Genomic DNA, 25,982 nt, shown 5'->3' on the forward strand with positions numbered 1-25,982 from the left:
GCGCGGCGCGATGCTGAAACGCGGATTCGACCTGCTGATCGCGGCGCTGCTGCTCGTGCCGGCCGTCCTCGTCTGCCTTGTCGCTGCGCTGTTTTCGGGACTGGAATTCCGTGCCAACCCGCTGTTCGTGCAATCGCGGGTCGGCCGCGATCGGCGGCCGTTTCGCCTCTACAAGATTCGCACGATGGCGCCGACTACCGGCGATCGTCCGTCGCACGAAGTCGCGGTTACGCGTATATCGTGGTCGAGCGCACTGATCCGCAAGCTGAAGCTCGACGAGCTTCCGCAGCTCATTTGCGTGCTGCGCGGGGACATGAGTCTGGTCGGGCCGCGGCCGTGCCTGCCGATCCAGCACGAACTGATCGACGCGCGCGAGCGGCATGGTGTATTCCGCGTCCGCCCGGGGGTGACGGGGCTGGCGCAGGTGCAGGGGATCGATATGTCGGAGCCTGAACGGCTTGCGGCGATCGATGGCGATTATGTCGCGAACCAGAGCCTGACGGGCGATATCCGGATCCTGCTTCACACCTTCAGCGGCGGCGGCCGAGGAGACGCCGCGCAGCGCTAGGGCGTAACCGCTCGTTCGATCAGTAAAGCCGCCGGGACGGGCCAATCAAGCGGACAATCCTTGGCGAAGCGCTCTCCCGAAAAGGCGGCGTCGCCGAACAGGCTGTCTCCGCGCTGACCGAGGAGACGGCGAAGAAGCCCGCGTCCGGCGCTGCCGATCGGGAACAGCCAGGGCTTGCGGCCGAGCGCGTGCGATATGCGCGCATAGAATTCATCGGTCGAAAGCGCCGGGGAGTCGGTGACGATATAGGTTCCGGCGAGACCGGCTTCGGCTGCCGCGAGCAGGGCTGCGGCGAAATTGTCGACATGTACGACGCTGCGCCGGTTGTTCGCGCTGCCGAGCGGCAGCGGAAGGCCGCGCTGCGCCGCCGCGCGGAGCATCGCGAACGGACCGCCGGCGTCGGCGCCGATCAGGATCGGCGGACGGAGGATCGCGAGCCGCACCGCGGGATGGCTCGGCGCGAGTTCCGAAAGCCGGTCGTCGCCGCGCCGCTTGCTGATCCCGTAGGGCGTCGTCGGGCGGCCCTCATAATCGTCGGATACCGTCTCTCCGGCGCGTGTCGCGCTGGTCAGGGCGGCAACGCTGCTGACATGGACGAAGGCCGGAACCCCGGCGGCAGCGGCGGCGAGGAACAGGCGTTCGGGCAGTGCGACATTGGCATCCTCAGAACCGGGCCCGATCCCGCTCTTCTCACCGGCGCAGTTGATCAGCGCGTCGCACCCTGCAAGCTTTTGCTCCAGCGTTGCAATGTCCCCGGCGCGCCCTATCGGAATGATTTCATCGGCCCGCACCGCAAGCCGCGCGGCGAGATGTCGTCCGAGGAAACCCGTGGCACCGGCGACCGCAATACGCATTGTCATTCATATCCTTGCAACGAGCCGCTGGTTCAAGCGCCGGTCCAAGTCCGCTCTTGACGCTTCGCGCACGAAGGCGTCAAGCGGGGCGCGCAGAACGAAACGGATTATGGCCAAAATTCTCATCAACGGGTCGCACGCCCATTATCTCTACAATTTCCGGTCCGCGCTTGCCGAGGAAATGATCCAGCGGGGGCACGAGGTGCATGTTGCGTCGCCCGAGCTGCACGGCGCGTTCGCCGAGCATTTCCGCAGCATGGGCGCGATCCCGCACGATATTGCGCTCAAGCGGACCAAAGTCTCGTTCACCGGCGATATTCTCTATTACCGTAGTATGGTCCGACTGATCCGCGAGGCGGAGATCGATTTCGTCCTCAACTATACGATAAAGCCCAATATCTGGGGCAGCCTGGCGGCGCAAAAAGCGGGCGCGCGGTCGGTTAGCATGGTGACGGGGCTTGGCTTCGCCTTCATCGAGCGGAGCGGCCTGGTCCGCAAATTGACGCAGAAGATCGCGCAGGGACTGTACCGGCTGGCGACCAACGCCAACAGCTATGTCGTTTTCCAGAACCCCGATGACCGCGACGATTTCATCGCGGCAGGCTGTCTGCCCGATGCCTCGAAGGTGGTGATGGTCAACGGATCGGGTATCAATCTCGATCAGTTCGCGCTGGCCGCACTTCCCGGGCAGCCGGTGTTTCTGACGATCGCGCGGCTGCTCCACAGCAAGGGGCTGTATGAGCTTGCCGAGGCGAGCCGCGCCGTGCGGGCAGCGGTTCCCGGTGCGCGGATACGGATCGCCGGAATGCTCGATACCGGCCCGGACGCGGTGACACGGGCCGAGCTCGACGAATGGATCGCCGACGGCATCGAATATCTTGGCCTGCTTGAGGATGTCCGGCCCGCGCTCGCGGAAGCGTCGATCTTTGTGCTGCCGTCGTGGCGCGAGGGCACGCCGCGGACCGTGCTGGAGGCGATGGCGATGGGGCGGCCGATCATCACCACCGACGCGCCCGGTTGCCGTGAGACCACGGTCGACGGCCTCAACGGCCGGCTGGTGCCGCTGAAGGACGCCGGGGCGCTGGCGCAGGCGATGATCGAGCTGGGAGCTGACGAGACGCTCCGCACGCGCATGGGTGCGGCAAGCCGCAAAATCGCCGAGGACAAATATGACGTTCACCAAGTGAACACCTCGCTGCTCGACCAGATCGGGCTTTAGGCGCTAATCTTTCCGGCGTTTTCGGGCGCATATTCGGGAACGAGGCGTCCGATGATCCGCACCGCGGTATCGGCATCGCCGCTCTGGCGGATCGTTCCGTCGAGTTCGGCGAGCGCTTGCTCGAGCTCGGGCCAAGGCCACAGGATTTCACGCGCGCGCATGATCCGCGGATGGTTCGTAGATTGCGGATTGTCGCCGATGAGCAGCTCCTCATAGAGCTTTTCGCCGGGCCGCAGACCGGTCTCGACGATCTGGATATCGCCGTCGGGATTTTCGTCGTCGCGGATGCTGAGCCCCGACAGGCGGATCATCGTCCGGGCGAGGTCGATGATCTTCACCGGTTGTCCCATGTCGAGCACGAACACCTCGCCGCCCTTCGCCATCGCGCTCGCCTGAATGACCAGCTGCGCGGCTTCGGGGATCGTCATGAAATAGCGGGTGATTTCGCGGTCGGTGACCGTCACCGGACCCCCGGCGGCGATCTGCGCCTTGAAGCGAGGAACGACCGAGCCGCTCGAGCCGAGGACGTTGCCGAAGCGGACCATGCTGAAAACCGTCTTCGCGCCGGGCTGTTCGGCGCGCGCCTGCAGTATCAGTTCACACACGCGTTTCGAGGCGCCCATGATGTTGGTCGGGCGCACCGCTTTGTCGGTGCTGATCAGGATGAAGTTCGCAACCCCCGCGGCCTCGGCCGCCTCGACGCTGTGCAGCGTTCCCATGATATTGTTGCGCAGTCCCGACAGCGGGTTCGCCTCGACCAGCGGCACATGCTTGTAGGCGGCGGCGTGAAAGACCGTATCGGGCCGGTAGTGACGATAGATGCGCGTCATCGACGAGCGTTCGGACACATTGGCAAGTTCGGGGGTCAACGGGACGTCGATGCCGAGTTCGATCATGAGCTCGCCGAGTTCCTGTTCGATCGCGTAGAGCGCATATTCGGACTGTTCGAGCAGGATAAGGCGGGTAGGGCGGCAGCGGACGATCTGGCGGCAGAGCTCGCTGCCGATGGAGCCGCCGGCGCCCGAGACCATCACGGTCTTGCCGACGATCGTCTTGCCCATCAGCAGCTCGTTTGCGGCGACGGTCTCGCGGCCGAGCAGTTCCTCGATCTGGATTTCGCGCAGGTCATTGACGGTGATGCTGCCGTCGATGACGTTGGTCAGATTGGGGAGCGAGCGCACATAGATGCCCTCGTCCTGCAGCGTCTCGATGATCTCGCGGCGGCGGGTGCGCGACGCGCTGGGGATTGCGAGAAGCACTTCGTCGACCGGGGTGTCGTCGAGCAGCTTGTCGAGGCGGGCCGATCCGAAGACCGGGACGCCGTCGAGCCGCTGGCCTGCGAGGCGCAGATCGTCGTCGACGAAGCCGACGAGATGGACCTGCGGCTCATGGCGAAGCGACAGTGCGAGTTGCTGTCCGGCGCGGCCGGCGCCATAGACGAGGACGCGGCGCGCGTTGACGTTCACGACCTTCAGCAGGTCGAGCAGCGCGAAGCGCACGAAAATGCGGCTCGACGCGAGGAGCAGGAGGAAGATGATTGGGTGCAGGACGCCGAGCGTACGCGGCACGTCGTGGATGCGGAAAACGACGAGGATGATGCTCAGCGGCAGCGTCATCAGGCTGCACGCGATCGCAAGATCGGCGACCGTCCGCGCGCCCGAATAGCGGATCAGCGAGCGATAGACGCCCGTGTGCCACGCGATTGGATACCAGAGCGCCAGCGCGATCGCGGTAAAGGTCAGGATCGGCATCGAGATCAGATCCCAGACGCCGAGGCGAAGTGAAAAGGCGACAAGAACCGCAGCGATGCAGAGCAGGCCGTCGCTTGAGACCGCAACGAACTGGCGATGTTTGCGCGGGCGGTCGACAACGAAGGCGAGGATTGCGGCGCGGAGCTGCCGCCAGTGCTTATGATCAAATATCGTCATTTAATGCCATTATCCCAAAGGATCTCCAGCACCCCCGACGCCGCCCTTAGACCTCGGTGCGGTTTTTCTCAAGCAAACAGTCGCTTATGCGGCGAGAGAATGACTCCACTCCGAACCGGTCCGGGGCGCCGGTCACGGGGCGTCAGTCGCCTTCAAATCCCATGGGATTCTCCGACTGCCACAGCCAGCTGTTCGCGCACATATCGTCGACATCGAGCGCCGCGCACCAGTTCAGCAGCCGCTCGGCTTTGGTGGTGGCAGCATAGCTGCTCGCGACATCGCCCGGGCGGCGGGGGGCGATTTCGACGGCGATGGGTTGGCCACAGGCGGCTTCGTACGCCGCGACCAGCTCCTTGACGGTGATGCCTTGCCCGGTGCCGACGTTGATCGCCTCGCAGCCGACGGCGCGGGCCGAATATTCGAGCGCGGCGAGATGCGCCGCGGCAAGGTCGACGACATGGATATAGTCGCGCTCGCCGGTGCCGTCGCGGGTGTCGTAATCGTCGCCGAAGATCGACAGCTTCGCGCGGCGTCCGACCGCGACCTGCGCGACGAAGGGCATGAGGTTGTTGGGGATGTCCTGCGGATCCTCGCCGATGCGGCCCGATTCATGCGCGCCGACGGGGTTGAAATAGCGCAGCAGTACGGCGGATGCGTCTGGCGTCGCGCTCGCCCAATCGCCGATCACGCTCTCGGCCATCGCCTTGGTACGTCCATAAGGGTTGGTCGGGGCGATCGGATGCTCTTCGTCGAAGGGAAGATACTGCGCCTCGCCATAAACGGTCGCCGAGGAGGAAAAGACGATGCGCTTGCACCGGGCGGCGTCCATCGCCGCGAGCAGGTTCATCGTGCCGGTGACGTTGGTCTGGTAATAGCGCAGCGGAATGTCGTTCGATTCCCCGACCGCCTTCAGTCCCGCGAAATGGACGACGGCATCGGGAGCAAAGTCGGTCAGGGCGCGGGTCAGCGCGTCGTTGTCGCGCACGTCGGCCTCGACCACGGCCATGTCGCGGTTGGTCAGCTGGCGCACGCGCGCGAGCGCCACCGGCGAGCTGTTGTCGAAATTATCGTAGACGCAGACCTCGTGGCCGGCGGCCAGCAGGGCGACCAACGTGTGGCTGCCGATATAGCCAGCGCCGCCGGTAACGAAGACCTTCATTTGCATTCCTTCCAGCCGGGTTCGGTCCGGGCGCGATCAGGGCAAGGCATAAAGCAAATGTCGCAAACAGCCAGTTAACTGTTGGGATCGCGCCGGAAATAAAGCGCCTTCGATCCATCGGTGGTAAAGCCCGGCGTTCTCGCGAACAGAGCCGGGACGTGGCGCTCGAACTCGGCGAGCGACGCGGGGCCGTGCGCGGTAAGTCGCCGCTCGTGAAGCCACAGGATGGAATCGGCGAACTGCGCAACGAGCGACAGGTCGTGGAGGACGACGACGACGGTGCAGCCTGCGGCTGCGCGCGCCGCGAGGCATTCCATCACGCGATACTGGTTGGCGGGGTCGAGCGCCGCCGCAGGTTCGTCGGCAAGCAGCACGGGCGTATCGGCGGCGAGGACGCGGGCGAGACAGGCGAGCGCCTGTTCGCCGCCCGACAGGCTCGTCACCGCGCGGTCGGCGAGCGAGGCGCAGCCGGTTGCCTCCATGGCCTCGGCTATGGCGGCCTGGTCGGCAGCGGCCAGGCGGCCGGGAACCGCGCCATGGGCGAAGCGACCGAGCGCGACCATGTCGGCGACGCTGATGTCCCAGGCCAGCTCGTGCGCTTGCGGCAGATAGGCGAGGCGGCGGGCGCGTTCGAGGGGCTTCAGCGCCTTGAGGTCGGTATCGCCGAACCGGATGCCACCGCTCGACGGGATGATGTTGGCAATGGCGCGGAGCAGCGTCGATTTGCCGGCACCGTTGGGGCCGACGATCGCGGTGAGACGGCCCGGCGCGATGGTCGCGGTGATGCCGTCGAGCAGCGTCGTGCCGCCGGCGCGGACGGTCAGCGCGTCGAGGATCAGATCAGACATGGCCGGGCCTCCCGCGGCGCAGCACGATCGCCATGAAGATCGGCGCCCCCGCGAGCGCCGCGACGACGCCGAGGCGGAGTTCGTTGTCGGTCGGCAGCAGGCGGACGAGGAGGTCGGCGAGGACGAGCAGCAGCGCGCCGAGCCACGCCGACGGCAGCAGCGCGCGGCCGGGGTCGTGGCCGGTCCATGGCCGCACCAGATGCGGCGCGACGATGCCGACGAAGCCGACCGCGCCCGCGAGCGCGACCGCGGCGCCGGTCGCGATGCCGGTGCCGGCGATGACGAACAGCCGGGTTTTGCGGCCGTCGAGGCCGTGCGCGGTCGCCGCGGCTTCGCCGATCGACAGCAATGACAGGTTGGCGCGCTGGCTGAGCAGCAACAGCGATCCGAGCAGGATCAGCGGCGCCGATATGGCGAGGTCGGACAGCGAACGGTTGGCGACCGAGCCGAGCGTCCAGTTGACGAGGTCGGAGAGCGAGAAGGGGTTGGGGGCGAAATTGAGGATCAGCGCCATCAGCGCGCCCGCCAGGCTCGACAGGCCGACGCCGGTCAGGATCAGGCTCGCCATGCCCTGCGTCCGCACCGCGACGGCCGCGAGCAGGGCGGTGACGAGCGCCGCGGCGGCGATTGCGCCGAGCGGGAGTATCCAGGGCGAGAGATTCGCGAGGCCGAAATAGAGCGTCGCGGTCGCGCCGAGTGTCGCGGCGGCCGACACGCCGAGAATGCCGGGCTCGGCGAGCGGGTTACGCGTCAGCGCCTGCAGCGCGGCGCCGCAAAGCCCGAGCGAGGCGCCGACGACCGCCGCGGCGAGCACGCGCGGCAGGCGGATATCGGCGATGATGATCGACGCGGCGGAATCGCTGCCGTTCAGCCAGTCGGTAATCAGCCGCGGCGAAACGCCGTCGGGGCCGGTCATCAGCGCGAAGAGGGCGGCGAGCAGCAGGAGCAGCGCGAGAAGGAAGTTGAGGCGAAGGGTCATGAACGTTTCCCTTGGGCCGCAGCCAGCTTGGCGACGGCATGACCGGTCAGCCAGTTGCCGCACGATATCCACGCGCCCGGCACCTCGACGTCGATTGCCCCGGCCGACGCCTGTTCGACGACGGGGTGGCGCGAGGAGGTCCAGTAATCTTGCCGATAGCGCGCGCTGTCGAAGAAAGCGCGAAAGACGACGTCGGGGCCTTTGCGAACCATCTGTTCGAGCGGGAGCGTGCCCCAACCGGGCTCGGTGCGATAGGGCGTATAGCCCGCGGCGCCGATGACCTCGGCGACGAGGCTGCCGGGGCCGGTGGTGACGTCGCCGGGGGTGACGTAAAGCGCGGTGCCGCGGCGCGCAGGCTGGCGTTTCGCCGCGGCGAGGTCGGCCTCGAAACCGGTAATGCGTTCGCGCGCCTGCGCGTCGGCACCAAGCTCGCCGCCGACGCGCAGCACATCCTGTCGCACCTCGTCCAGCGTGCCGGGAAAACCGAGCTGGACGACGCGGATGCCGATGGCCGCAAGCTGGCGGTCGAGCTTGGCGCCGCCGCCATAGGATCTGACGACGACCGCGGGGCGCAGCGCGACGATATCCTCGAGCTGCGGGCGGAGGCGCGGGATGCCCGTCGCGCGCGGCTTCGAAAAGCTGGCGTCGCTGTCGGTTTCGAACGACACGGCGCGGATCTGCCCGCGCGGGAGCAGGCCGAGCGTCATCTGATCGGCGCAAAAGTCGATGCTGGCGACCCCGTGCAGCGCGGGCAGCGGCGCGCGCTGCTGGCAGCCCGTGAGGGCCGCCAGCAGGACGAGAGCCGCTACCCCTCGCATCAGAAGGCCCAGCGGACCCCGACATAGGCCGAGCGGCCGAGCGTGCCGTAGGTCGCGACCGTCTGATATTCCTCGTCGAAGATATTCTCGACGCGGCCGAACAGGTCGATGCCCTCGGTGATCGGGTAGCTCGCGCGCAAGTCGACGAGGATATAGTCGTCGAGCGGCACCGTGTTGCCGCGATTGTCGAAGCTCTTGCCGGCATAGCGTACCGCCGCCGACAGGTCGGCGCCGTCGAGTGCGCCGCCCGGCGTCCAGGCGATCTCGGCGTTGGCCAGGTGGCGCGGACGGCGGGCGAGGCGGTTGCCCTCGAAGACGCCGCCGACGGTGCGGTCCTTCGTCGCGATCAGGCTGTAACTGGCGCTGAGCCGGACCTCGCCCAGGGTGGCGCCGCCCTCGATCTCGAAGCCTTCACCCCGCGCGCGGTTGATATTGTCATAGGTGCCGAAGGGGCGGTTGCCGGTCGCGCAGATCGCGGGCAGGGGGTTCGGCCCCGCCGGGCAGCTGACGAAATCGATCAGGTTGCGGCTGTCGCGGCGGAAGGCGGCGACGTCGAGGAACCAGCGCTGTGCATCGCCGAAGCGAAGGCCGATTTCATAGGATTTGGCCTCTTCGGGGAGCAGGTCGGGATTGCCGAACGCGCCTGCGGTGGCCGACAGCTGGAACAGGGTCGGCGCCTTGAAGCCCTCGCGATAGCTGGCGCGGACCGTGACGAGGTCGCCAATCTTCTGCCCCGCGTCGAACGCCAGCGTCGTTGCGCCGCCGAAGTCACGGTGATCGTCGTGGCGGATGCCCGCGGTCAACGTCAGCGTCTCGGTCGGCTTGCCGACGAGCATGCCCCAGAAGGAGGTCGTCGCGGTCCTGCCGGCATCGCTCAAGAAAGCGTCGGCGGTCAGCGAGCTCACCCATTCGCGTTCGGCGCCCGCCAGCACCCGAAGCTGCGACACTGCGGTCCAGTCGACAGTGTATGACAGGCGCTCGCTGCGTCCGCGCGCGCGGAAGCTCGGGTCGGTGCTGCCGAACGAGGGATCGAAATTGTCGCGGTTGATGTCGGCAAAAGCATATTGCAGCTTGTGCGAAAAGCCGCCCTCGCTGGCGTTGCCGCCCGGACGATGCTCGATCGTGACGGCAGCATAATGCTCCTGCGTGTCCTGATATTCGGGGGTGTCGCCGAAGCTGAAGGTCGGCGGCGCGAAGCCGTCGAGGTCGACGCGGCTGTCAGCGAAGAGGCCGAAGGCGCGGAAGACGAGCGTGTTGCCGATTTCGGTGCGGTTGGTGAGGTTCAGCGAATATTGGCGATAGCCGTCGCGCTCGGTGCCGACCGCGGCGGTGCTGATGCCGTCGGTGCGGGTGTAGCCGCCGCCGACGCCGAACTGCGCCGCACCGAGCGAGGCGCGAAGCTGGCCGTTGGCGCGCACCGTATCGCGCGAGCCATATTCGGCGCCGATGTCGCCGCTGGTCGTCCCGTCGGTGGGCGCGGCGGTGGTGGTGACGGCGACGACGCCGCCGATCGCCTGGCTGCCCCAGGGCAGGCTGTTCGCGCCGCGCAGCACTTCGATGCGGTCGATGCTGCCCAGCATCAGGTTCGCGAAGTCGAAGCCGCCGCCCGGCGACGAGGGGTCGCCGACGCGCACGCCGTCGATCGTGACGAGCGTCTGCTCGGCCTCGGCGCCGCGGATGCGGATGCCGGTAAAGCCGCCGATGCCGCCGTTGCGGGTGGCATAGACGCCGGGCAGGCGAACCAGCAGGTCGGTCGCAGCGCCGTTCTGCGCGCGGCGGATCGCCATGTCGTCGATTACCGAAACCGAGGCGTTGCTTTCTTCGGCGTCGAGGGGCGAGCCGATCACGGTGATCGTGCTGCCGTCGCCGTCGCCGGTGCTCTCGTCGGCCAGGGCGGGGGATGCCGCCGCGATGGCGATCAGCGACAGGGTGGAAGTCAAAACGCGGGTGTTCATACGGATTCTCCAAACGTAACGGCCTTTGCCGTCACGCGGGAATCCCCGCCTGCTCCCGGTGCACCCCGCCCGCGCGCAGATAACGGCGACGCTCTGGCAGGTCTCCTGGCTCCTGGGTCAACGGTGAATGCGGGCCTTCCCAGGGCTGTCGCCCAAGTGGCACGGAGTGCATCCACCTCGCCGGTTACAGTTGCGGGGGCAGCGCCGGATCTTCACCGGTCTTCCCTTTTCATGCCTGTCTCCAGGCAACCCGAGGTCACGCTGCGGGCCGCTAGCAAAAGCGATCCATATACGCAACCGTCTGCGCGGGTCAGCAAGGGGCGTGACAAGATCTGGCAATATTCGGCTCCTGCCGGGAGCAACTTTGTCTTGGCGGCCTGCGAAGCAACCTTATCGATACTCGGTTCCGTACCGTAACGACCAGAGAGGTTCCGGTAGTGCTCAGGACATGAACATGCTCGCCGGTCGGTCCTCTTGAGCCAAGGGTGCGCAACGGCTTTTGTATATCCATAATGATCGCCTTGCTCATTTCGGCAGGCTAACGAGGTTCGTGGCCGTCGCGCTCCTGTGTCGCAGGACCCGCAGGATGAGGATTTGTCCCTGCGTGAGGGCCGCCTTTCGGTCTAGGTGGTCGTCGATCAACGAGAGTCAGAACAAAAATTTGGGGTGGATAGCGGGCTCGTCATTATGCGGCGGGTAGGGGCGCACCACCGCCTCCTTCTGCAGGAAGGCAAAATGCTAAATTCCGAACGCCCAACCAGGGCGGTTCTTTATTTGCGAGTATCGACGGCGCGACAGGCGCAATATGATGTCTCGATCCCCGACCAGCAGCGAGAGGGGGAGATATATTGCATCCTGCGAAAGTATGAGATCGCCGAAATATTTGTCGAGCAGGGTGCGTCAGCGACAAATGACCGCCGACCGGAATTCAGGCGAATGATCGCGGCGGCGACCCGATCCCCGCGACCGTTCGATATCATCGTCGTCCACAGCTTCTCGCGCTTCTTCCGGGATCATTTCGAACTCGAGTATTACGTCCGGAAGTTGGAACGAAACGGCGTCAAGCTTGTGTCGGCTACCCAAGAAATCGGTGACGATCCGATGCATGTCATGATGCGACAAGTCATCACCCTTTTCGACGAATACCAATCGAAGGAAAATTCCAAGCACGTGAGCAGAGCGCTCAGGGAGAACGCGCGCCAGGGCTTTTGGTGCGGGTCTACCCCTCCTCTCGGCTATCGGGTGGTGGAGGTGGAGCGACGTGGGGATCAAATCAAGAAAAAGCTCGTAATCGACGAGCGATATGAAGACTTCGTGCGCCTAGTATACCGGTTGGCCTTAGGCGGACCCGACGGTCGCAAACCCTTCGGCCTCAAAAAAATTGCAAACTATCTGCATGATCAGGGGTTCAGAACGCCGAGCGGCGCGTTATGGGCAACGGGACAGCTGCACCGGATGCTGACCCGGCGTACCTATATCGGACAGCATGCTTACGCTCAGCGAAGTAAGGACGGATCTCTCAATCCCCTTGACGAAGTGGTGATCGTCGCCGTCCCGTCTATCATTAGTCAGGAAGATTTTGACGCAGTTCAATCGCTGCTCAGGTCTCGCAGATTCAATCTTAAGCCTAATACCCCCGGTCCGCCGCCGATCCTCAAAGGTTTCATTTACTGTTCGAGGTGTGGAGCGCGCCTTGGTGTCAAGACTGCGGAACGCGGTCGCTATCGATATTATATGTGCTCGCGTCGGGGGCGCTATGGACCTGCGGGCTGCACCGGCGTTTCCATAGCGGTCGACGTCATCGAGGAAAAAATCAAACAGTACATCGGCAAACGATTGCTTGACCCGCGACGGCTGGTCGAATTTTTTCGACCGATCATTGATAGTCAGCAAGAAATCTTCAACGATGCACAGCTGAAGCTTCACTCTTTCGAGGAAGCGGAAAGGTGCTCCGGGGAGCGCCTCAAGGAAGTTTACGATGCGGTCGAAAACGGTCGCGTAAGGTTGGGCGCTTCCACGACTGCAAATCATCTTCGGGACCTTACCGAAGCTCACGCCCGCCATAGAGCTGCAGCGGACGACGCAAGACGGGAGCTCAAGCGTCTGGTCAGAACGGTAATCCAGCCGCAAGTCGTCGAACGAGCTACGATCAGGGCGCGTACCAATATTAGGCCCGGCACACTAGCGTTCAAAACGATGTTGCGAACTTCCTTCGAACGGATTGAAGTCTCGCCCCGCGAGATCCGTCTGATAGGATCGAAGCCGCGGCTATTGCAGGGCGTCATTCAGACGGGCGGTGAGGATCAGAAGGACGGCGCGGACTGGCAATCGATGCCTAGCAACGACGAAGACCGGTTTGTAATGGCTATCGCATTAGACGGAGTGTTTGCGCTTGAAAAAGGCTATTCTCAGAACGAACGGCTGCATCATGTGCCAGACCACAAATGAGCGCGGCCTCAAATGAGCGCGCACTGGCGGCGGCAGGCTGCCGCCAGAGGTCGCGCGTTTGCACGGTTGGCCGCGCAGCGCTCTTGGCTTGCTGGTCTTGGCGGGGCAGCGGCTAAGCTCAGCTGCGCACGCACGCCGCCCCGCCTGCGGCTTCGCTAAGGGCGCGTTCATTTTCCGATGGTGACGACGCGCTGACCGCTCGGCGGCGTCATTGTTAGGCCGGCCAAGGACAGCGTGTCGTTCGGCGAAAGGCTATGGGCCCGCTCGGCCGGTGCGCAAGCCGCTTTCCTCGCGGAACAAAAAAGCCGCGCGGCGCCGTCCTCCAGCTTCGCTTGCGGGCCTTCGGCTGCTGCAACGGCAGTCCCGGTCATGTCCCAAGCCATCGAGACAATGAAGGGCATGGTCTCGCAGTAAGGAAAGGATATCATCATGGCTACCATCGGAACTTTCAAGAATACCGCCATCGGCGAATTCGTCGGCGCCATCGTGACACTCAGCATTCAGGCAAAAGGGGTTCGCATCGTTTCCGATCAGAACCCGCCCAGCGAAAACGCACCTACGCACCGGGTGTTCGTCAGCAAGGCCGAAGTTGGTGCCGCCTGGGCCAAGCATTCGAACGAGGGCCGCGCCTATCTCGGGATCAAGCTCGACGATCCGAGCTCCAGCGCCTCGGCTTATGCCAACCTCTTCGACGATGAAGGCGGCGAGACTTTCAGCCTGATCTGGTCGCGTTCCAATGGCCGGACCGGCGACTGACCGACCATCGAAAACGCTCGTCCGGTGCTCCGGGCGGGCATTTTTCCACAGATCAGGCAGGGATCGTTTTCATCACCTGCTTTGGTAGAGGGCGGCCTAATGCTTCAGCAAGGGGGCCGGTGACACGATCGGCCGCCAGCCGTGCCGGATCATGAGAGATATGAGCGTAGATCGCGGTCGAACGTGCGTTCGCATGTCCGAGGAGCGATCCGACCATCAGCAGGGCCTCGCCCGCAGACGCGGCCGCGCTGCCGAGAGTGTGGCGGAGAACGTGAGGCGTCACGCCGGGAAGCGCCGCCTTCTTGATTGCGGCCTGCCACACCGTCTTCGTGCCCTGGTAGAACCCGTCGCCACGCTCCGCCGGGAAGACATAGCCTTCGGCCTCTTCGGGTTTCAAAGCTTCGAGTAGCGCTATGGCCGCAGCGCCGAGCGGCCGGACGCTTCTTCCGGTTTTGGTGTCATCGAAGACGAGCAAGCCGCGATCAAAATCGACTTCCGACCATTTCAGGCCGGCGATTTCGTTTCGACGGCAGCCGGACAGCGCCCAGAGCCGGGCGATATTCACTGCCTTGGCGTTTACGCCTTGGGCTTCCAATGTATTGAGAGCTTCGCCTAGCCGCTTCACCTCTTCTATCGACAGAAAGCGCGTGCGCTTATTGTCCGTCTTTCGGACGCTTGCGTCTTCGACCGGATTGTGGGTGACCCGTGTCTTCCTCTTATGCGTCTTTAGGAAGGAATAGACCGCGGACAGGTCCCGCACGACCTTTCGCGCGGCGCCTTCGCCGCCGCGGACGATAACGCGCTTACGCTTGCCGGTTTCGGGATCGACGATCCACTCGTCGCGCGCGGTCTTTCCGGCGCTCACATCTCGCACGAATGTGGTGATGTCGCCCTCGTCGATTTCGGTGATACGCCTTTTGCCGAGCAGTCGAACGACGTGATGGCGCAGACGGGCGAGAGTATAGTCCTTCGTCATCGGTTTCATCGGTTCGCCCTGCCGAATGCCGCGCTGCACGATGCAGCCCTCCTGCGCGTAGAAATCGATAGCCTGCGCCACTGTCATTTCGGCGCGCTTCGTAATGCGCTCGCCGCTGGGATCTTCGCCTAGCCGCACACGCGCCAGAGCAATTTCCGCAGCCTTGCGTGCGTCTGTAGCAGGCGTCTCGGGATAGGTTCCGATCGTATACCAGCGCACGGCGGCGGTCCGGCCGCCTTCGCCTACGCGATACTTCACTGCCCACGACTTCGCGCCAGCGGGGGTCACCCGCAGGGCGAACCCGGTAAGCTCGGAATCCCAGATGGTATACCGCGCGGATTTGGGCTCGGCGACGTCTGCGGCAGTCTTGGAAAGTTTGGTCTTCATGACCGAACTTATAGCATGATTTTGCTTTCTGGGCTACCACCGGGCTACCACCGAGCGAATATTCGTCGCTGTCTGCCGCTGAACATTTTTGCAAAGAATGGCGAAATACTGGGATAATTGAAGCCGAAGACAATCAACGGCAATCAGCCAAAAACGCCTTTTTGCAACCTTGCCAAGGTTGGGGTCGAGGGTTCGAATCCCTTCGCCCGCTCCAGTTTTCCTAACAATTTCAGACACTTACGCCGAATGGCGGCGTAATACGCGTCGTTACGTGGGCTCGATTTTTGCCTCGCGTAATAAGGACGTAATATGATGGGAGCGAGCTGTCGGGTGCCTCTAGGGCAGGATCGGCGACGTTGTTCGCAGAGGTCCGAACATTCTTCCGCCGATCCGACACGCCTCACATGCTCTAATCTTTCTGCTGTTTGGCCTCTTGGCGGGCGTCGCGAAGGATTTCGATGCCGCCCTTGATCGCGATCAGCGCAGTCGCAAATCCAACCAGAAGGTCCGGCCAGTTCGTACCGAGCCACCAGACGAGGACACCCGCGATCAGGATGCCGCCGTTCGAGATGAAGTCGTTGTAGCTGAAGGTTGTCGCGGCTCTGAGGTTGACGTCCGGATCCTGAATGCGCTGCAAGAGCTTCAGACAAGCATAGTTCACCACCGCAGCGACGGCCGACATGATCATCATTGTCGGACCGATCGGTTCGCTGCCTTCGAAATAGCGCCGTCCTACATCGAACAGGACGCCGGCCGCGAAGACCAGCAGCATGACACCCGATGCCGTGGCAGCACGGGTTTTCCATTTCAGGCCGTGGCTGAGCGCAACGAGGCTCAAGGCATAGACCGCGGCGTCGGACAGATTGTCGAGCCCATTGGCGATGAGCGCGCTCGAATCGCCGAGCCCGCCGGTTACGAGGAAGGCGATCGCGATAGCCGAGTTCAGGACGAGAACGATCTGGAGCGTTCGCTTTTCGCGTTCGCTCCCGGATGCTTTTTCATTCATTGCAAGCTCCTCAATCCTCACCATCCCTAAAAGGAGGCGGAACCCGCTTGGGTTCCGCCCCAGTCAGCACTCTCGGTTGCCGCCGACAGGGGGGAATGGCGGCCATCCGGGAGTGTCTCAGCCTTCGGGGCTGGGGACGCTGCTCGGGCGCGCCAGCTCTTCCTCTTCGGCCTTCGCGGTCCGTCGATGGACCAGGAGGTACAGGGCCGGCAGCACGAGCAAAGTCAGGATCGTCGACGAGATGATCCCGCCGATGACGACAGTTGCCAGCGGCCGCTGCACCTCGGACCCAGCCCCGACATTGAGCGCCATCGGTACGAACCCGAGCGACGCCACCAGCGCCGTCATCATCACCGGTCTGAGGCGGGTCAGCGCGCCTTCGCGGATCGCCTCGACGAGCGCTTTTCCGCGTTCGCGCAGATCCTTGATGAAGGATAGCATCACCACGCCGTTCAGCACCGCGACCCCGGACAAAGCGATGAAGCCGACGCCCGCCGAGATCGATAACGGAATGTCGCGCAGCGCCAGCGCCGCGACCCCGCCCGTCAGCGCCAGAGGCACGCCCGAGAAGACGATCGCAGCATCGCGCACCGTGCCGAACAGCATGAACAGCAGCCCGAAGATCAGCAGCAGCACCAGCGGCACGACGATCTGGAGGCGCTCGGTCGCGGACTGAAGCTGCTCGAATGTGCCGCCATATTCGATGTAGTAACCATCGGGCAGCACGACCTCAGCTTCGACCTTTTGCGTGAGCTCGTCGATGAACGAGCCCAGATCGCGCCCACGAACATTCGCCGTGATCACCGCGCGGCGCTTGCCATTTTCGCGGCTGATCTGGTTCGGCCCCGCCGCGAGCGATATCTCCGCCAGCTCCGAAAGCGGCACGAAGCCGCCGGCCGGAAGTGCAACGGGGAGATTGCCGAGCGACGCGAGATCGGTGCGAATGGCCTCGGGAAGCCGGACGATGACGTCGAAGCGGCGGTCACCCTCGAAAAGCTCGCCGGCCTGACGGCCGCCGGTCGCTGTCGAAACCGCATCCTGCACCGTTTCCATGCTGACACCGTAGCGCGCGAGCTTGTCGCGATCGGGCGTGACCGAGAGCATCGGCAGGCCGGTGACCTGTTCGAGCTTCACGTCCTGCGCGCCCGCAATCCCGCCCGCGACTTCCTCGATCGCCTGCCCCGATTCGAGCAATTGATCGAGGTCGTCGCCGAACAACTTGATCGCCACGTCGGCGCGAACGCCGGCGATCAGCTCGTTCATGCGCATCTTCACCGGCTGGGTGAACTCATAATTGTTCCCTGGCACCTCGTTCGCCGCCTTGTTGAGTTCGGCAACGAGCTGGTCGCGCGTCTTTCTCGGATTGGGCCATTCCTTCCGGTCCTTGAGCATGATGAAATTATCGGCGACCGACGGGGGCATCGGATCGGTCGCTACCTCGGGAGTGCCGATCTTCGCGAACACCCGCTCGACTTCGGGGAACTGCCTGATCCTCTTCTCCAGCGCCTCCTGCATCGCGATCGACTGGGTGAGGCTCGTCCCCGGAATGCGCATCGCGTGCATCGCGATATCGCCTTCGTCGAGGTCCGGGATGAACTCGGACCCGAGACTGGTCGCCGCCACGCCGCTCAGCGCGACAAGCGCCAAAGCACCAGCCAGCGCAGCCTTCGGCCAATTGAGGACGCGGTCGAGCATCGGGCGGTAGCCCTTGCCGAGCCCGCGCATCAGCCAATTTTCCTTTTCTTCGACCTTGCCGGTCACGAACAGCGCCACCGCGGCCGGAACCAGGGTGAGCGACAGCAGCAGAGCGGCGGTAAGCGCGAGGACGACGGTGATCGCCATCGGATGGAAGGTTTTGCCCTCGACGCCCTCGAGCGCGAAGATCGGCAGATAGACTGCGGTGATGATAATAATGCCGAAGATGCTCGGCTTGATCACTTCTGCGCTTGCGGAAGCGACTAGGCCGAAGCGCTCGTCGCGGTCGAGCAGGCGTCCGAGCCTGTGCTGAGCCTCGCCGAGCCGGCGGAGGCAGTTCTCGACGATGATGACGGCCCCGTCGACGATGAGGCCGAAGTCGAGCGCCCCGAGGCTCATGAGGTTTGCCGATGTCCGCGTCTGGAGCATGCCCGTCAGCGTCATCAGCATCGCGACCGGAATGACCGCCGCCGTGATCAGCGCGGCCCGGAAATTGCCGAGCAGCAGGAACAGGATCACGATGACGAGCAGCGCGCCCTCGGCGAGATTCTTCTGCACCGTCGAAATCGTCCGCTCGACGAGCGCGGTGCGATCGTAGAGCGGCTTGGCAACGACACCCTTCGGCAACGCACGCGAGGCTTCGACGAGGCGTTCGGCCGAGGCCTGCGCCACCACGCGCGGATTCTCGCCGATCAGCATCGAGACCGTCGCGAGGACGACTTCCTTGCCATTTTCGGTTGCGGCGCCTGTGCGGAGCCCCGAGCCGATCGCGACATCGGCGACGTCGGCGATCCGGATCGGAACCCCGCCGCGGGTGGTGACGATGATCTGCGACAGGTCACGCTCATTATTGGCCTGACCCGGCACGCGGATCAGAATCTGTTCGCCGCTGCGCTCGACATAACCGGCCCCGCGGTTGGCATTATTGGCCTCGAGTGCGGTGACGACATCGTTGAGCGAGAGATTGAGCGAGGCGAGCGAGGCCGGGTTGGGTGTCACATGATATTGGCGGGCATAGCCGCCGATCGTGTTGATCTCGGCGACCCCCGGAATCGTGCGCATCTGCGGCCGGATGACCCAATCGGACATCGTCCGGAGGTCTTCCGCCGTATAAGGCGTGCCGTCGGGTTTTCGCGCGCCCGGTTCGGCCTCGATCGAGAACATGAAGATTTCGCCGAGGCCCGTCGAGATCGGGCCCATTTCGGGCTCCATCCCGGGCGGAAGCTGGCCGCGCGCGGCCTGGAGCCGCTCGTTGACCTGCTGGCGCGCGAAATAGATGTCGGTCCCGTCCTCGAAGACGACAGTGACCTGGCTCAGGCCATAGCGCGAGATCGACCTGGTATAGTTGAGGTTCGGGATGCCCGCGATCGCGGTCTCGATCGGATAGGTGATGCGCTGCTCGGACTCGAGCGGCGAATAGCCTTCCGCCTTGGTGTTGATCTGGACCTGGACGTTGGTGATGTCGGGAACGGCGTCGATGGGCAATTTGGTCGCGCTCCACGCGCCGATCGCGCAGAGGAGCGCGACCACCGCGAGGACGAGCCATCGTTGCCGGATCGAAAAGCCTATGGTTCTGGCTAGCATGTTATCCTGCTCCCCGATCAATGGTCGTGGCCCGCGCCGGACTTTTCGATGTCGGCGCGAACGAGGAAACTGCCCTTGGTGACATAGGCGGTGCCGGGCTTGATGCCCGACAGGACCTCGGTCCATTCGGGCGACGAACGGCCGAGCTTCAGCATCCGGACCTCATAGTCCTGCCCGAAATTGGCATAGACCACCTTGAAGTCGCGGAAGGGCTGGATCGCCTCGGTGCGCACGGCAAGCGGCACGGTGACGGGGTTGACCATCACGCGGCCGCGCAAGGCCATGCCAGGGCGGAGCGTTCCCGAGCGGTTCGGGATGGTCGCGCGGATGAGCGCAGTGCCCGCCTCGACATTGCCGTCGGGCAGGAACTGCCCGAGCGGCGCGGTCGCGATTTCGGCGCCGTCCTGCGTCTCCACCGTCACCCGCATGCCCGGACGTATGATCGCGAGGTCGCGGGGGAAGATGTTGAAGACGACCGTGGTCTGCGCCGGGTCGGTGACCACATAGAGTGCGCGCCCGTCGGTGACGTCGCCGGGGTTGGCGTTGCGCTCGGCGATCACGCCGCCGACCGTCGCATATACCGGATAGACCTGGAGGCTCTCGCTCGACTCGATGCGCGCGAGCAGTTCCCCACGGCGGACGCTGTCGCCCACCGCCTTGGTCACCGAGACGACGCGGCCGGGGAACTGGCCGCGAATTTCGGAGCGGGCGGTCGGCGACAGTTGGACGGTGCCGTAGAGTTCGCGCATTTCGCCCACCGTCGCCGGTCCGACGACCGCGGTTTCGATGCCTCCGGCCTTGGCGGCGTCAGCCCCGATCCGCGTGCGCCCTTCGGGGTTCGCATATTTCCAAACGTGCCGCTTGCCGCCCGTCACCGCGACAACCTCGACGTCGAAGCTGTGCGGTTCGGTGACGACACCTTGCCCTGCGAGGAATTTGCCCTGCGGGCGGAAGGTGAAGCGATCGACGTCGCCGCCAAGCCGCGTGAGGGTGATGGCGAGCTGGACATCCTTCGGGTCGACCGGTTTGCCGTCCCGCGTTGCGAAAACGCGGAATTGCGGCTCGGTACCATTCTCGAAGATTATGACCTCGACCGCGAAATCGCCATTCTTGAGCAATTTGCCACCGTTCGGGCCTTTGGCATCTTCCTCGCCTTCGCCCTCAGCGTGGCTTTCGCCTTCTTCATGCTTGTCTTCGCCCTCGGCTCCGCCACCGCAGGCAGCGAGAGGCACAGCAAGGAACAGCGCCGCAGCCGCCGCGGGAAATGGAAACTTCTTCATGGAATATTCTCCGCAAGGGGAGCCGCATCGAAGCGGCCGGTCAGGCGATCGATCTCCGCGAGCAAATCGCGGTAGCGTGTCATGGCCTCGGCCCACTGACCCTGGATCTGGATGATGACGTCGGCGGCATCCTGTACGTCGGCGAACAGGAACCCGCCGCGGGCATAGCCTTCGCGCACCTGGCCGAGCGTCTTCACCGCCTTGGGATAGACGTCGTTCATGATGCCCTCGGCCCGGACGCGTGCGGCGTCGGCATCGGCGCGCAGCGACGCGAGGCGCCGCAGCCGCTCGAGCCGGCTCGCTTCGGATTGGAACTCGAGCTGCCGCCGTTCGGCCTGCGCCCGGGCGATATTGCCCTGGTTGCGGTCGAACCGTCCGAGCGGGATCGAGATGCCGCCAAGAACGGCGACATCATTGGTCTCGCGAAGAAAGCGCGTGCCGCCCGAGACCGTATAGTCTTGGTGCGCACGGCTCTGCTCGACGACGACCTGCGCGCGGGCCCGGTCGACGGCGGCGTCGAAGACCGCCGCGTCGGCTTCGGCGAGCGGCGGATCGCGCGGATCGGGTTTCTCGATCCCCTCGGCGATAACGAGGCTGTCAGGCGTGCCGCCCCAGAAGGAGGTGAGCAATGCGCGTGCGGACTGCCGCTTCGCCTGGGCTTCCTTCAGGGCCAGTTCGGCTTCGAGAATGCGGGCATCGGCGCGCGTCTCGACGAAGAGCGGATCCTTGTAGCCGCGCACGCGCCTGATCGCTTCGGTCCGCATCTCCTTTTCAAGTTTGACGCGATCCTCTGCGATCCAGACCATCTGCTCGGCGATCTGGACGTCGATATAGGCGCGCTGCACTTCCTGGGCGATGTCGAGCCGGACGAGCCGCCACTGCGCCTCGGCGAGAACGACACCGCGCTCGGCAAGCGCCATTCGCGCCTCGCGCTTGCCCCCGCGTTCGAGCGGCTGCGAATAGGTGACGGTGAGTTCCGATTGCCGGAACAGGCCATAGCCGCCCGTCCCGACGCCATTGTCCATGTCGACCGACACGGTCGGATTGGGACGGACGCGGGCTTGCAGCTGGTCGGCGCGCGCGGCGTCGACCCCCGCTTCGCCCGCTCTAAGCTCGGGCGATGCAGCGATGGCCCGCTCGACCGCCTGGTCGAGCGTTAGCGGCTGGGCCCAAACGGACCCCGCCAGCAGCGCAGCCCCGGCCAACAGGGCGGCGCGCATATGGATATGCATGAATGATCACTCCTGAACGATTCGACTGAGCGCAGGCCGAAAAGGGGCCGCGCGGCAGGCGGCGTTCAGGCGAGGGGAGGGTTCAGGGGCGGTGCGAGCGCGCGCGAAGCGAGGCGCGTCGCGGGCAACGCAAAGTGCAGGCCGCCGGAAAAACAGGACAGATCGTCATGACCCGAAAGGGCCTGATCGGATGCGACCGGGCAATTATGGTGACTGCCGTGGAGGTCGGCGTCCTGCTGACCTTTTTGCGTGTCCTTGTCCGACGCATGGCCCGGCTCGACATGGTGCGAAAGATGCGAATCCGTCGCATGGTGCGTCATGCCCGCCATCGCCGGCGCAGCATTGTGGAGCCCGCTGAGCAGCAGGATGAACACAAGCAACAGGCGAAGGGTAGCGCCGGACATGGTCGCGCCCCTAACAGCGAATGACCCGTTCCGGAAGTCCAAAACCGGATCAATCGGTTCGCGCAGCGCGGCTCTCCGTCGACCGGGCCGTTTCGATCAGCGCTTCGAGGGCCTGCGGCATCGGCATCGGCTCGAAGGCGCTCACCCGCGCGCGACCATTATTCCCTGCGGGGAGGCGGCCGGTCAGCGAACCGAGCGGGACGAGCAGGAACCGCATTGCCTGACCGGTAGCTTCACGGGCATCGCCGAGCTCGATCGCATAGCGAAACATGTGCCAGTGGGAGGCGAGATGCGCGCCCATATAGGGCTGGCTCAATATATGTTCCCATTCCAGCGCCTGCCACGCAGCGGCTTCATCTCCGATTCGGCGTGATTCGCAAAACAGGCGATATTGCTCGCGCAGCAGCGGCTCGATGACGGCCATGCTCACGGGATTTACTGTCGGCGGCACCATCCTCTTTCCCCCTTTTTTGTGCAGGGCAGGCTCTTGCACCCTGTAGTAGATACAGGGTCAAGCCCTGATGTTCCGGCAGGACGCTGTGCCGCTCTGCGTCCGATTTACCCCCTCGTCTCACGGGAAGCATATCGCTCGAATGTCGTCCCGAACAAAGGAGGCGGGGGCCAATAGCGAAGCGATAGAAATAAGAGTGAAAGACAATTGTAGAATTATTGTGCTTAACGCGTGATTGTTCGGCCGATATCCTGTTTCTTGAGGCGCATCTGCAACTATAGAGGGGCAAGGTGCACTGCTCTCTTACCTCCATGAGATAAAATTACGGAGCCGGTTCGGGGGTTCGAAGAGTGCCGCCGAAGTTGATTGAAAATCTTCTACTTTTCACCGCGCCGTTTCGATGCTAGGGGCCGGTTTCAATGCGACGGGTGATCCTCTTCCTCCTGACCCTTCTCCTTGCATCCGGAACGGTTGCGGGGTCGCTCGCACATGCGACCGAGGATCGGGCCGAGGCGAGCCTTTTCGTTGCTGTGATCGAAGCCGGCTGCGTTCCCGCACCGGCGATCGAAGGCGCCGAAGTCGACAAGAAAAAATCCTCTCCCGGCGAAAAGCAGCAGGTGCCTGCCGCCGCTCATGGCTGCCACGGTCACCATTCGGGCGTCCCGGCGGAATCGCTGTCGGCAGCGACCGAAACGCCTGCCCCTGAAGCGCATACGCGCATCCTGACGGCCGCCTTGCCGCCCGTCGCCTATATCGGGACGTTCCGCCCTCCAATCGCCTGACGCTCTAGGTCTGCGCGTGCCCTTCGCGTGCGCTTCTCCCTGGAAACGTCAGGAGTCTCCTTTTCATGAAATCCATAGTTGTCGCCGCGAGTCTCGTGGCGCTCGTTGCAGGCTCAAATTCCGCGCCCGCCGCTGCCCAGTCGGCAGCGACGGAGCTGGTGGGACCGCCTTCTTCCGCAGGCGAGGCCGTGCGTACCGGCCCGCTTCCCGCTCGATTGTCCCTCGCGCAGGCGATGGAGGAAGCCGACGCGCGCTCGCCGCGCGTGGTTGCCGCCGAAGCCGAAGTGGAGGCCGCTCGCGGTCGCCAGCGTCAGGCGGGCTATCGCTACAATCCGACGCTCAATGTCGATGTCGAGAATTTCGCAGGCACCGGCCCCTACTCGGGCCTGAACGGTCTCGAAACGACCGTGTCGGTCAATCAGCGTCTCGATATCGGGGGCCGGCGCCGGTCGCGCATGACGCTCGCCGACGCCGAGTTTCTGGCCGCGAAGTACAAGTTGGAGATTGCACGCGCAGATCTTGCGCTCGATGTCCGCAACCAGTTCGCGACCGCTCTCGCGGCCCGCGATAGCCTCGCGCTCGCACGCGAAAATGAAGCGCGTGCCCGCGAACTCGTCCGCGTGGCACAGGCCATGGTCGATACCGGCAACGAGCCGCCGCTCCGTGCGTTCCGCGCCAATGCGGCTCTCGTTCAGGCCACCGCCGAGCTACGCACGGCCGAGGCCGAAGAAAGGACCGCCCGGCGTTCGCTCGCGGCGCTCCTTGGAAGCTCGGTCCCGCCTGCCGAGTTGATGGAAGGCGATATGTGGGTGGCACCGGAGACGGTGGACTCGCTCGCGACGCTCGACGTTCGCTTGGCAGAAACCGAGAAGCTGATTGCTGAAGCGCGGCTCCAGGGGCAGCGCGCCGATGGCCGGCTCGATCCGTCGGTCGGCTTCGGGGTGCGTCAGCTTCGCGACACCGGCGATCGCGCATTGATCGCCAATGTTTCCGTGCCGCTCCCCGTCTTCGACCGCAACCGCGGCAACATCTCGGCAGCCAAATCCGATGTCGCCGCCGCCATTGCGCGGCGCGAGAATGCAGTGGTCAATGCTCAGGCGGAGATCGCCAATGCGCAGGCCGAACTCGAAGCCGCAGAGGCCCGCCTCGCGGCGCTTGAGGGTAGCGGCATCGAGCAGGCGCGCGAAGGTGTCCGGCTCGCCGAACTCAGCTACCGCGCCGGCAAGTCCTCGCTCGTCGAATATATCGACGCGCAGCAGGCCTATGCGGCAACGCAGGCCGAACTGATCGCGGCGCGCCAGGCCCGGGCCGAAGCCCGCGCCATCCTATCGCGCCAGGCAGCCGCCGACGGCGATGCGGATCATCAGCCATGAGCGCGCCGAGCCTTCCAGTGGACGGAGGCGCCTTCGCCATCGTCCTTCCAAGTCAACAGGGGTGCGCCGCCGGTCGGCGCGCGAACCGCATCAACAGCGGAGATAGAATATGATCACCAAGGACAAGCGTCTCCTCGGCACTGTCGCGGGCGCCATGATACTCGCTGCCGTCACGGGCTTCGGCGTTGCACGCTGCACCGCCGACCCGGCCGCCGCGCCGGCTGCCGAAGGCGAAAAGGAAGCGGCGAGCGAAGCCCTTCCGAGCAGCCTCGCCATCACGCCCGAAGCGATCAAGGCCGCCGAGATCGGCGTCGAGACGATCGGCGCCGGCGGACTCGGTTCGGAAATCATCTCGCAAGCGACCGTTACCGCCGCGCCGAGCGGCGAGGCGATCGTCACCGCCCGCGCGGGCGGCGCGGTCACCCGTCTCTTCAAGCGGCTCGGCGATCCGGTCAGCGCCGGTGAGACGATCGCGATCGTGCAAAGCCGCGACGCCGCCCAGATTGCGGCCGAACGGATTGCCGCCGATGCGCGCTCGACGCTCGCGCAGAAAAATCTCCACCGCGAGAAGACCCTGTTCGACCAGAAGGTGTCGGCGCGCGTCGACTATGAGCAGGCGCAAGCCGAAGCCGCGGCCGCCGCGGCCGAAGCGCAGCGCGCGCGTGCCGCAGCGAGCGCCGCGCAGGTCACGCGCGATGGCAGCAGCGTCATCGTGGCAAGCCCGATCTCGGGACGGATCACGGCCGAGAACGCCAGCCTTGGCGCCTTCGTTCAGCCCGAAACCGAATTGTTCCGCGTTGCCGATCCCAGCAAGGTGCAGATCGAGGCCGCCGTCGGTCCGGCCGATGCCCAGCGGCTCTCGCCCGGAGACCGTGCGATCATCGAACTTCCCGACGGACGGACGATCGATGCCCGCGTGCGCGCCGTCACGCCCGGCCTGTCGGGCGACACGCGCTCGGCAACCGCCGTGCTCGACGTACCCGGGGCGCTCCAGCCGGGCTTGGCGGTCCGGGTGCGGCTGCTTCCGAGCCGCGGCGCCGAAACCGGTGGGCCGGCCCGTATCGTGATCGCGGACGAAGCCCTCCAGACGCTCGAAGGCCGCGACGTGGTGTTTGTCCGCACGAAGGACGGCTTCCGCGCGCAGCAGGTGACCGTCGGCCAGCGCAGCGCGGGCCGTGTCGAAATCCTCGCCGGGCTGAAGCCGGGCCAGATCGTCGCGACCAAGAACGCATTCCTGCTCAAGGCCGAACTCGGCAAGGGCGCGGGCGAGGAGGAATAAA

At 64.8% G+C, this 25,982-nt stretch carries 22 protein-coding genes and 1 riboswitch; of the genes, 7 read left to right on the forward strand and 15 right to left on the reverse strand.

The window, feature by feature from the left end:
• The first annotated feature begins 10 nt into the window (after positions 1-10).
• A complete protein-coding gene (locus tag ATE67_RS14680; RefSeq protein ID WP_058817445.1) occupies positions 11-568 on the forward strand; it encodes a sugar transferase in 558 nt (185 codons plus the stop codon).
• On the opposite strand, the gene ATE67_RS14685 is transcribed toward ATE67_RS14680, so the two are convergent.
• Complete coding sequence (locus tag ATE67_RS14685; RefSeq protein WP_082660404.1) at positions 565-1,428, reverse strand: NAD-dependent epimerase/dehydratase family protein; 864 nt, start codon at positions 1,426-1,428, stop codon at positions 565-567. The genes ATE67_RS14680 and ATE67_RS14685 overlap by 4 nt on opposite strands.
• A gap of 103 nt (positions 1,429-1,531) precedes the next feature.
• Between ATE67_RS14685 and ATE67_RS14690 the strand changes: the two genes are divergently transcribed.
• Positions 1,532-2,641 (forward strand): glycosyltransferase family 4 protein, encoded by a 1,110-nt coding sequence (locus ATE67_RS14690; RefSeq protein WP_058817447.1) that lies wholly within the window; start codon positions 1,532-1,534, stop codon positions 2,639-2,641.
• Here ATE67_RS14690 and ATE67_RS14695 read toward each other — a convergent pair.
• The 6 genes from ATE67_RS14695 to ATE67_RS14720 all read right to left on the reverse strand — a co-directional run bounded on the left by ATE67_RS14695 (position 2,638) and on the right by ATE67_RS14720 (position 10,328).
• The gene (locus tag ATE67_RS14695; RefSeq protein WP_058817448.1) at positions 2,638-4,569 is read right to left on the reverse strand and encodes a polysaccharide biosynthesis protein; all 1,932 of its coding nucleotides are present in this window, start codon (positions 4,567-4,569) and stop codon (positions 2,638-2,640) included. The two genes, ATE67_RS14690 and ATE67_RS14695, sit on opposite strands and share 4 nt — an antisense overlap.
• Before the next feature lie 142 nt (positions 4,570-4,711).
• Positions 4,712-5,728, reverse strand: coding sequence for a UDP-glucose 4-epimerase GalE (gene galE, locus ATE67_RS14700; RefSeq protein WP_058817449.1), 1,017 nt, complete (start codon positions 5,726-5,728; stop codon positions 4,712-4,714).
• A gap of 74 nt (positions 5,729-5,802) precedes the next feature.
• Positions 5,803-6,576: an ABC transporter ATP-binding protein gene (locus tag ATE67_RS14705; protein ID WP_058817450.1), complete on the reverse strand. Its 774-nt coding sequence runs from the start codon at positions 6,574-6,576 to the stop codon at positions 5,803-5,805.
• On the reverse strand, positions 6,569-7,555 hold the full coding sequence (locus ATE67_RS14710) for a FecCD family ABC transporter permease (protein WP_058817451.1): 987 nt from the start codon (positions 7,553-7,555) through the stop codon (positions 6,569-6,571). Before ATE67_RS14710 ends, ATE67_RS14705 begins: the two co-directional genes overlap by 8 nt.
• Positions 7,552-8,373: an ABC transporter substrate-binding protein gene (locus ATE67_RS14715; RefSeq protein WP_058817452.1), complete on the reverse strand. Its 822-nt coding sequence runs from the start codon at positions 8,371-8,373 to the stop codon at positions 7,552-7,554. The genes ATE67_RS14710 and ATE67_RS14715 overlap by 4 nt, the downstream gene beginning before the upstream one ends.
• On the reverse strand, positions 8,373-10,328 hold the full coding sequence (locus ATE67_RS14720; RefSeq protein WP_058817453.1) for a TonB-dependent receptor plug domain-containing protein: 1,956 nt from the start codon (positions 10,326-10,328) through the stop codon (positions 8,373-8,375). The genes ATE67_RS14715 and ATE67_RS14720 overlap by 1 nt, the downstream gene beginning before the upstream one ends.
• 78 nt (positions 10,329-10,406) lie before the next feature.
• Positions 10,407-10,596: riboswitch (cobalamin riboswitch) on the reverse strand.
• A gap of 359 nt (positions 10,597-10,955) precedes the next feature.
• Here ATE67_RS14720 and ATE67_RS14725 point away from each other — a divergent pair.
• Positions 10,956-12,776 carry a recombinase family protein gene (locus ATE67_RS14725; RefSeq protein ID WP_156417048.1) on the forward strand — a complete coding sequence of 607 codons (1,821 nt, stop codon included), beginning with the start codon at positions 10,956-10,958 and terminating at the stop codon, positions 12,774-12,776.
• A 167-nt stretch (positions 12,777-12,943) separates the two neighbouring features.
• Here the strand turns inward: ATE67_RS14725 and ATE67_RS14730 are convergent, their stop codons facing one another.
• Positions 12,944-13,216 (reverse strand): hypothetical protein, encoded by a 273-nt coding sequence (locus ATE67_RS14730; protein ID WP_156417049.1) that lies wholly within the window; start codon positions 13,214-13,216, stop codon positions 12,944-12,946.
• Between ATE67_RS14730 and ATE67_RS14735 the strand changes: the two genes are divergently transcribed.
• Positions 13,206-13,532, forward strand: coding sequence for a DUF736 domain-containing protein (locus ATE67_RS14735; RefSeq protein WP_058817456.1), 327 nt, complete (start codon positions 13,206-13,208; stop codon positions 13,530-13,532). The genes ATE67_RS14730 and ATE67_RS14735 overlap by 11 nt on opposite strands.
• A gap of 52 nt (positions 13,533-13,584) precedes the next feature.
• Here ATE67_RS14735 and ATE67_RS14740 read toward each other — a convergent pair whose 3' ends face one another.
• From ATE67_RS14740 to ATE67_RS14770, 7 genes are all read right to left on the reverse strand, one after another.
• Positions 13,585-14,895, reverse strand: a complete 1,311-nt coding sequence (locus ATE67_RS14740) for a site-specific integrase (protein WP_058817457.1) — start codon at positions 14,893-14,895, stop codon at positions 13,585-13,587.
• 409 nt (positions 14,896-15,304) lie between these two features.
• Entirely contained in the window at positions 15,305-15,901 is a 597-nt protein-coding gene (locus tag ATE67_RS14745) for a cation transporter (protein WP_003046522.1), read from the reverse strand.
• A gap of 117 nt (positions 15,902-16,018) precedes the next feature.
• The gene (locus ATE67_RS14750) at positions 16,019-19,180 is read right to left on the reverse strand and encodes an efflux RND transporter permease subunit (protein ID WP_037553392.1); all 3,162 of its coding nucleotides are present in this window, start codon (positions 19,178-19,180) and stop codon (positions 16,019-16,021) included.
• Between the two features lie 17 nt (positions 19,181-19,197).
• On the reverse strand, positions 19,198-20,460 hold the full coding sequence (locus ATE67_RS14755) for an efflux RND transporter periplasmic adaptor subunit (protein WP_003046516.1): 1,263 nt from the start codon (positions 20,458-20,460) through the stop codon (positions 19,198-19,200).
• Positions 20,457-21,692, reverse strand: a complete 1,236-nt coding sequence (locus ATE67_RS14760) for a TolC family protein (protein ID WP_003046513.1) — start codon at positions 21,690-21,692, stop codon at positions 20,457-20,459. The genes ATE67_RS14755 and ATE67_RS14760 overlap by 4 nt, the downstream gene beginning before the upstream one ends.
• A 65-nt stretch (positions 21,693-21,757) precedes the next feature.
• Complete coding sequence (locus ATE67_RS14765) at positions 21,758-22,096, reverse strand: hypothetical protein (RefSeq protein ID WP_003046510.1); 339 nt, start codon at positions 22,094-22,096, stop codon at positions 21,758-21,760.
• A 49-nt stretch (positions 22,097-22,145) separates the two neighbouring features.
• Positions 22,146-22,520, reverse strand: coding sequence for a DUF3703 domain-containing protein (locus ATE67_RS14770; RefSeq protein WP_037553271.1), 375 nt, complete (start codon positions 22,518-22,520; stop codon positions 22,146-22,148).
• 446 nt (positions 22,521-22,966) lie between these two features.
• Between ATE67_RS14770 and ATE67_RS14775 the strand changes: the two genes are divergently transcribed.
• The 3 genes from ATE67_RS14775 to ATE67_RS14785 all read left to right on the forward strand — a co-directional run bounded on the left by ATE67_RS14775 (position 22,967) and on the right by ATE67_RS14785 (position 25,981).
• Entirely contained in the window at positions 22,967-23,329 is a 363-nt protein-coding gene (locus ATE67_RS14775) for a hypothetical protein (RefSeq protein ID WP_003046504.1), read from the forward strand.
• A 65-nt stretch (positions 23,330-23,394) separates the two neighbouring features.
• On the forward strand, positions 23,395-24,702 hold the full coding sequence (locus ATE67_RS14780) for a TolC family protein (protein WP_037553274.1): 1,308 nt from the start codon (positions 23,395-23,397) through the stop codon (positions 24,700-24,702).
• A gap of 109 nt (positions 24,703-24,811) precedes the next feature.
• Positions 24,812-25,981, forward strand: coding sequence for an efflux RND transporter periplasmic adaptor subunit (locus tag ATE67_RS14785; RefSeq protein WP_003046498.1), 1,170 nt, complete (start codon positions 24,812-24,814; stop codon positions 25,979-25,981).
• The last annotated feature ends 1 nt before the right edge of the window (position 25,982 follow it).

This window comes from Sphingopyxis sp. H050 (assembly GCF_001468265.1).
Lineage (GTDB): Bacteria > Pseudomonadota > Alphaproteobacteria > Sphingomonadales > Sphingomonadaceae > Sphingopyxis.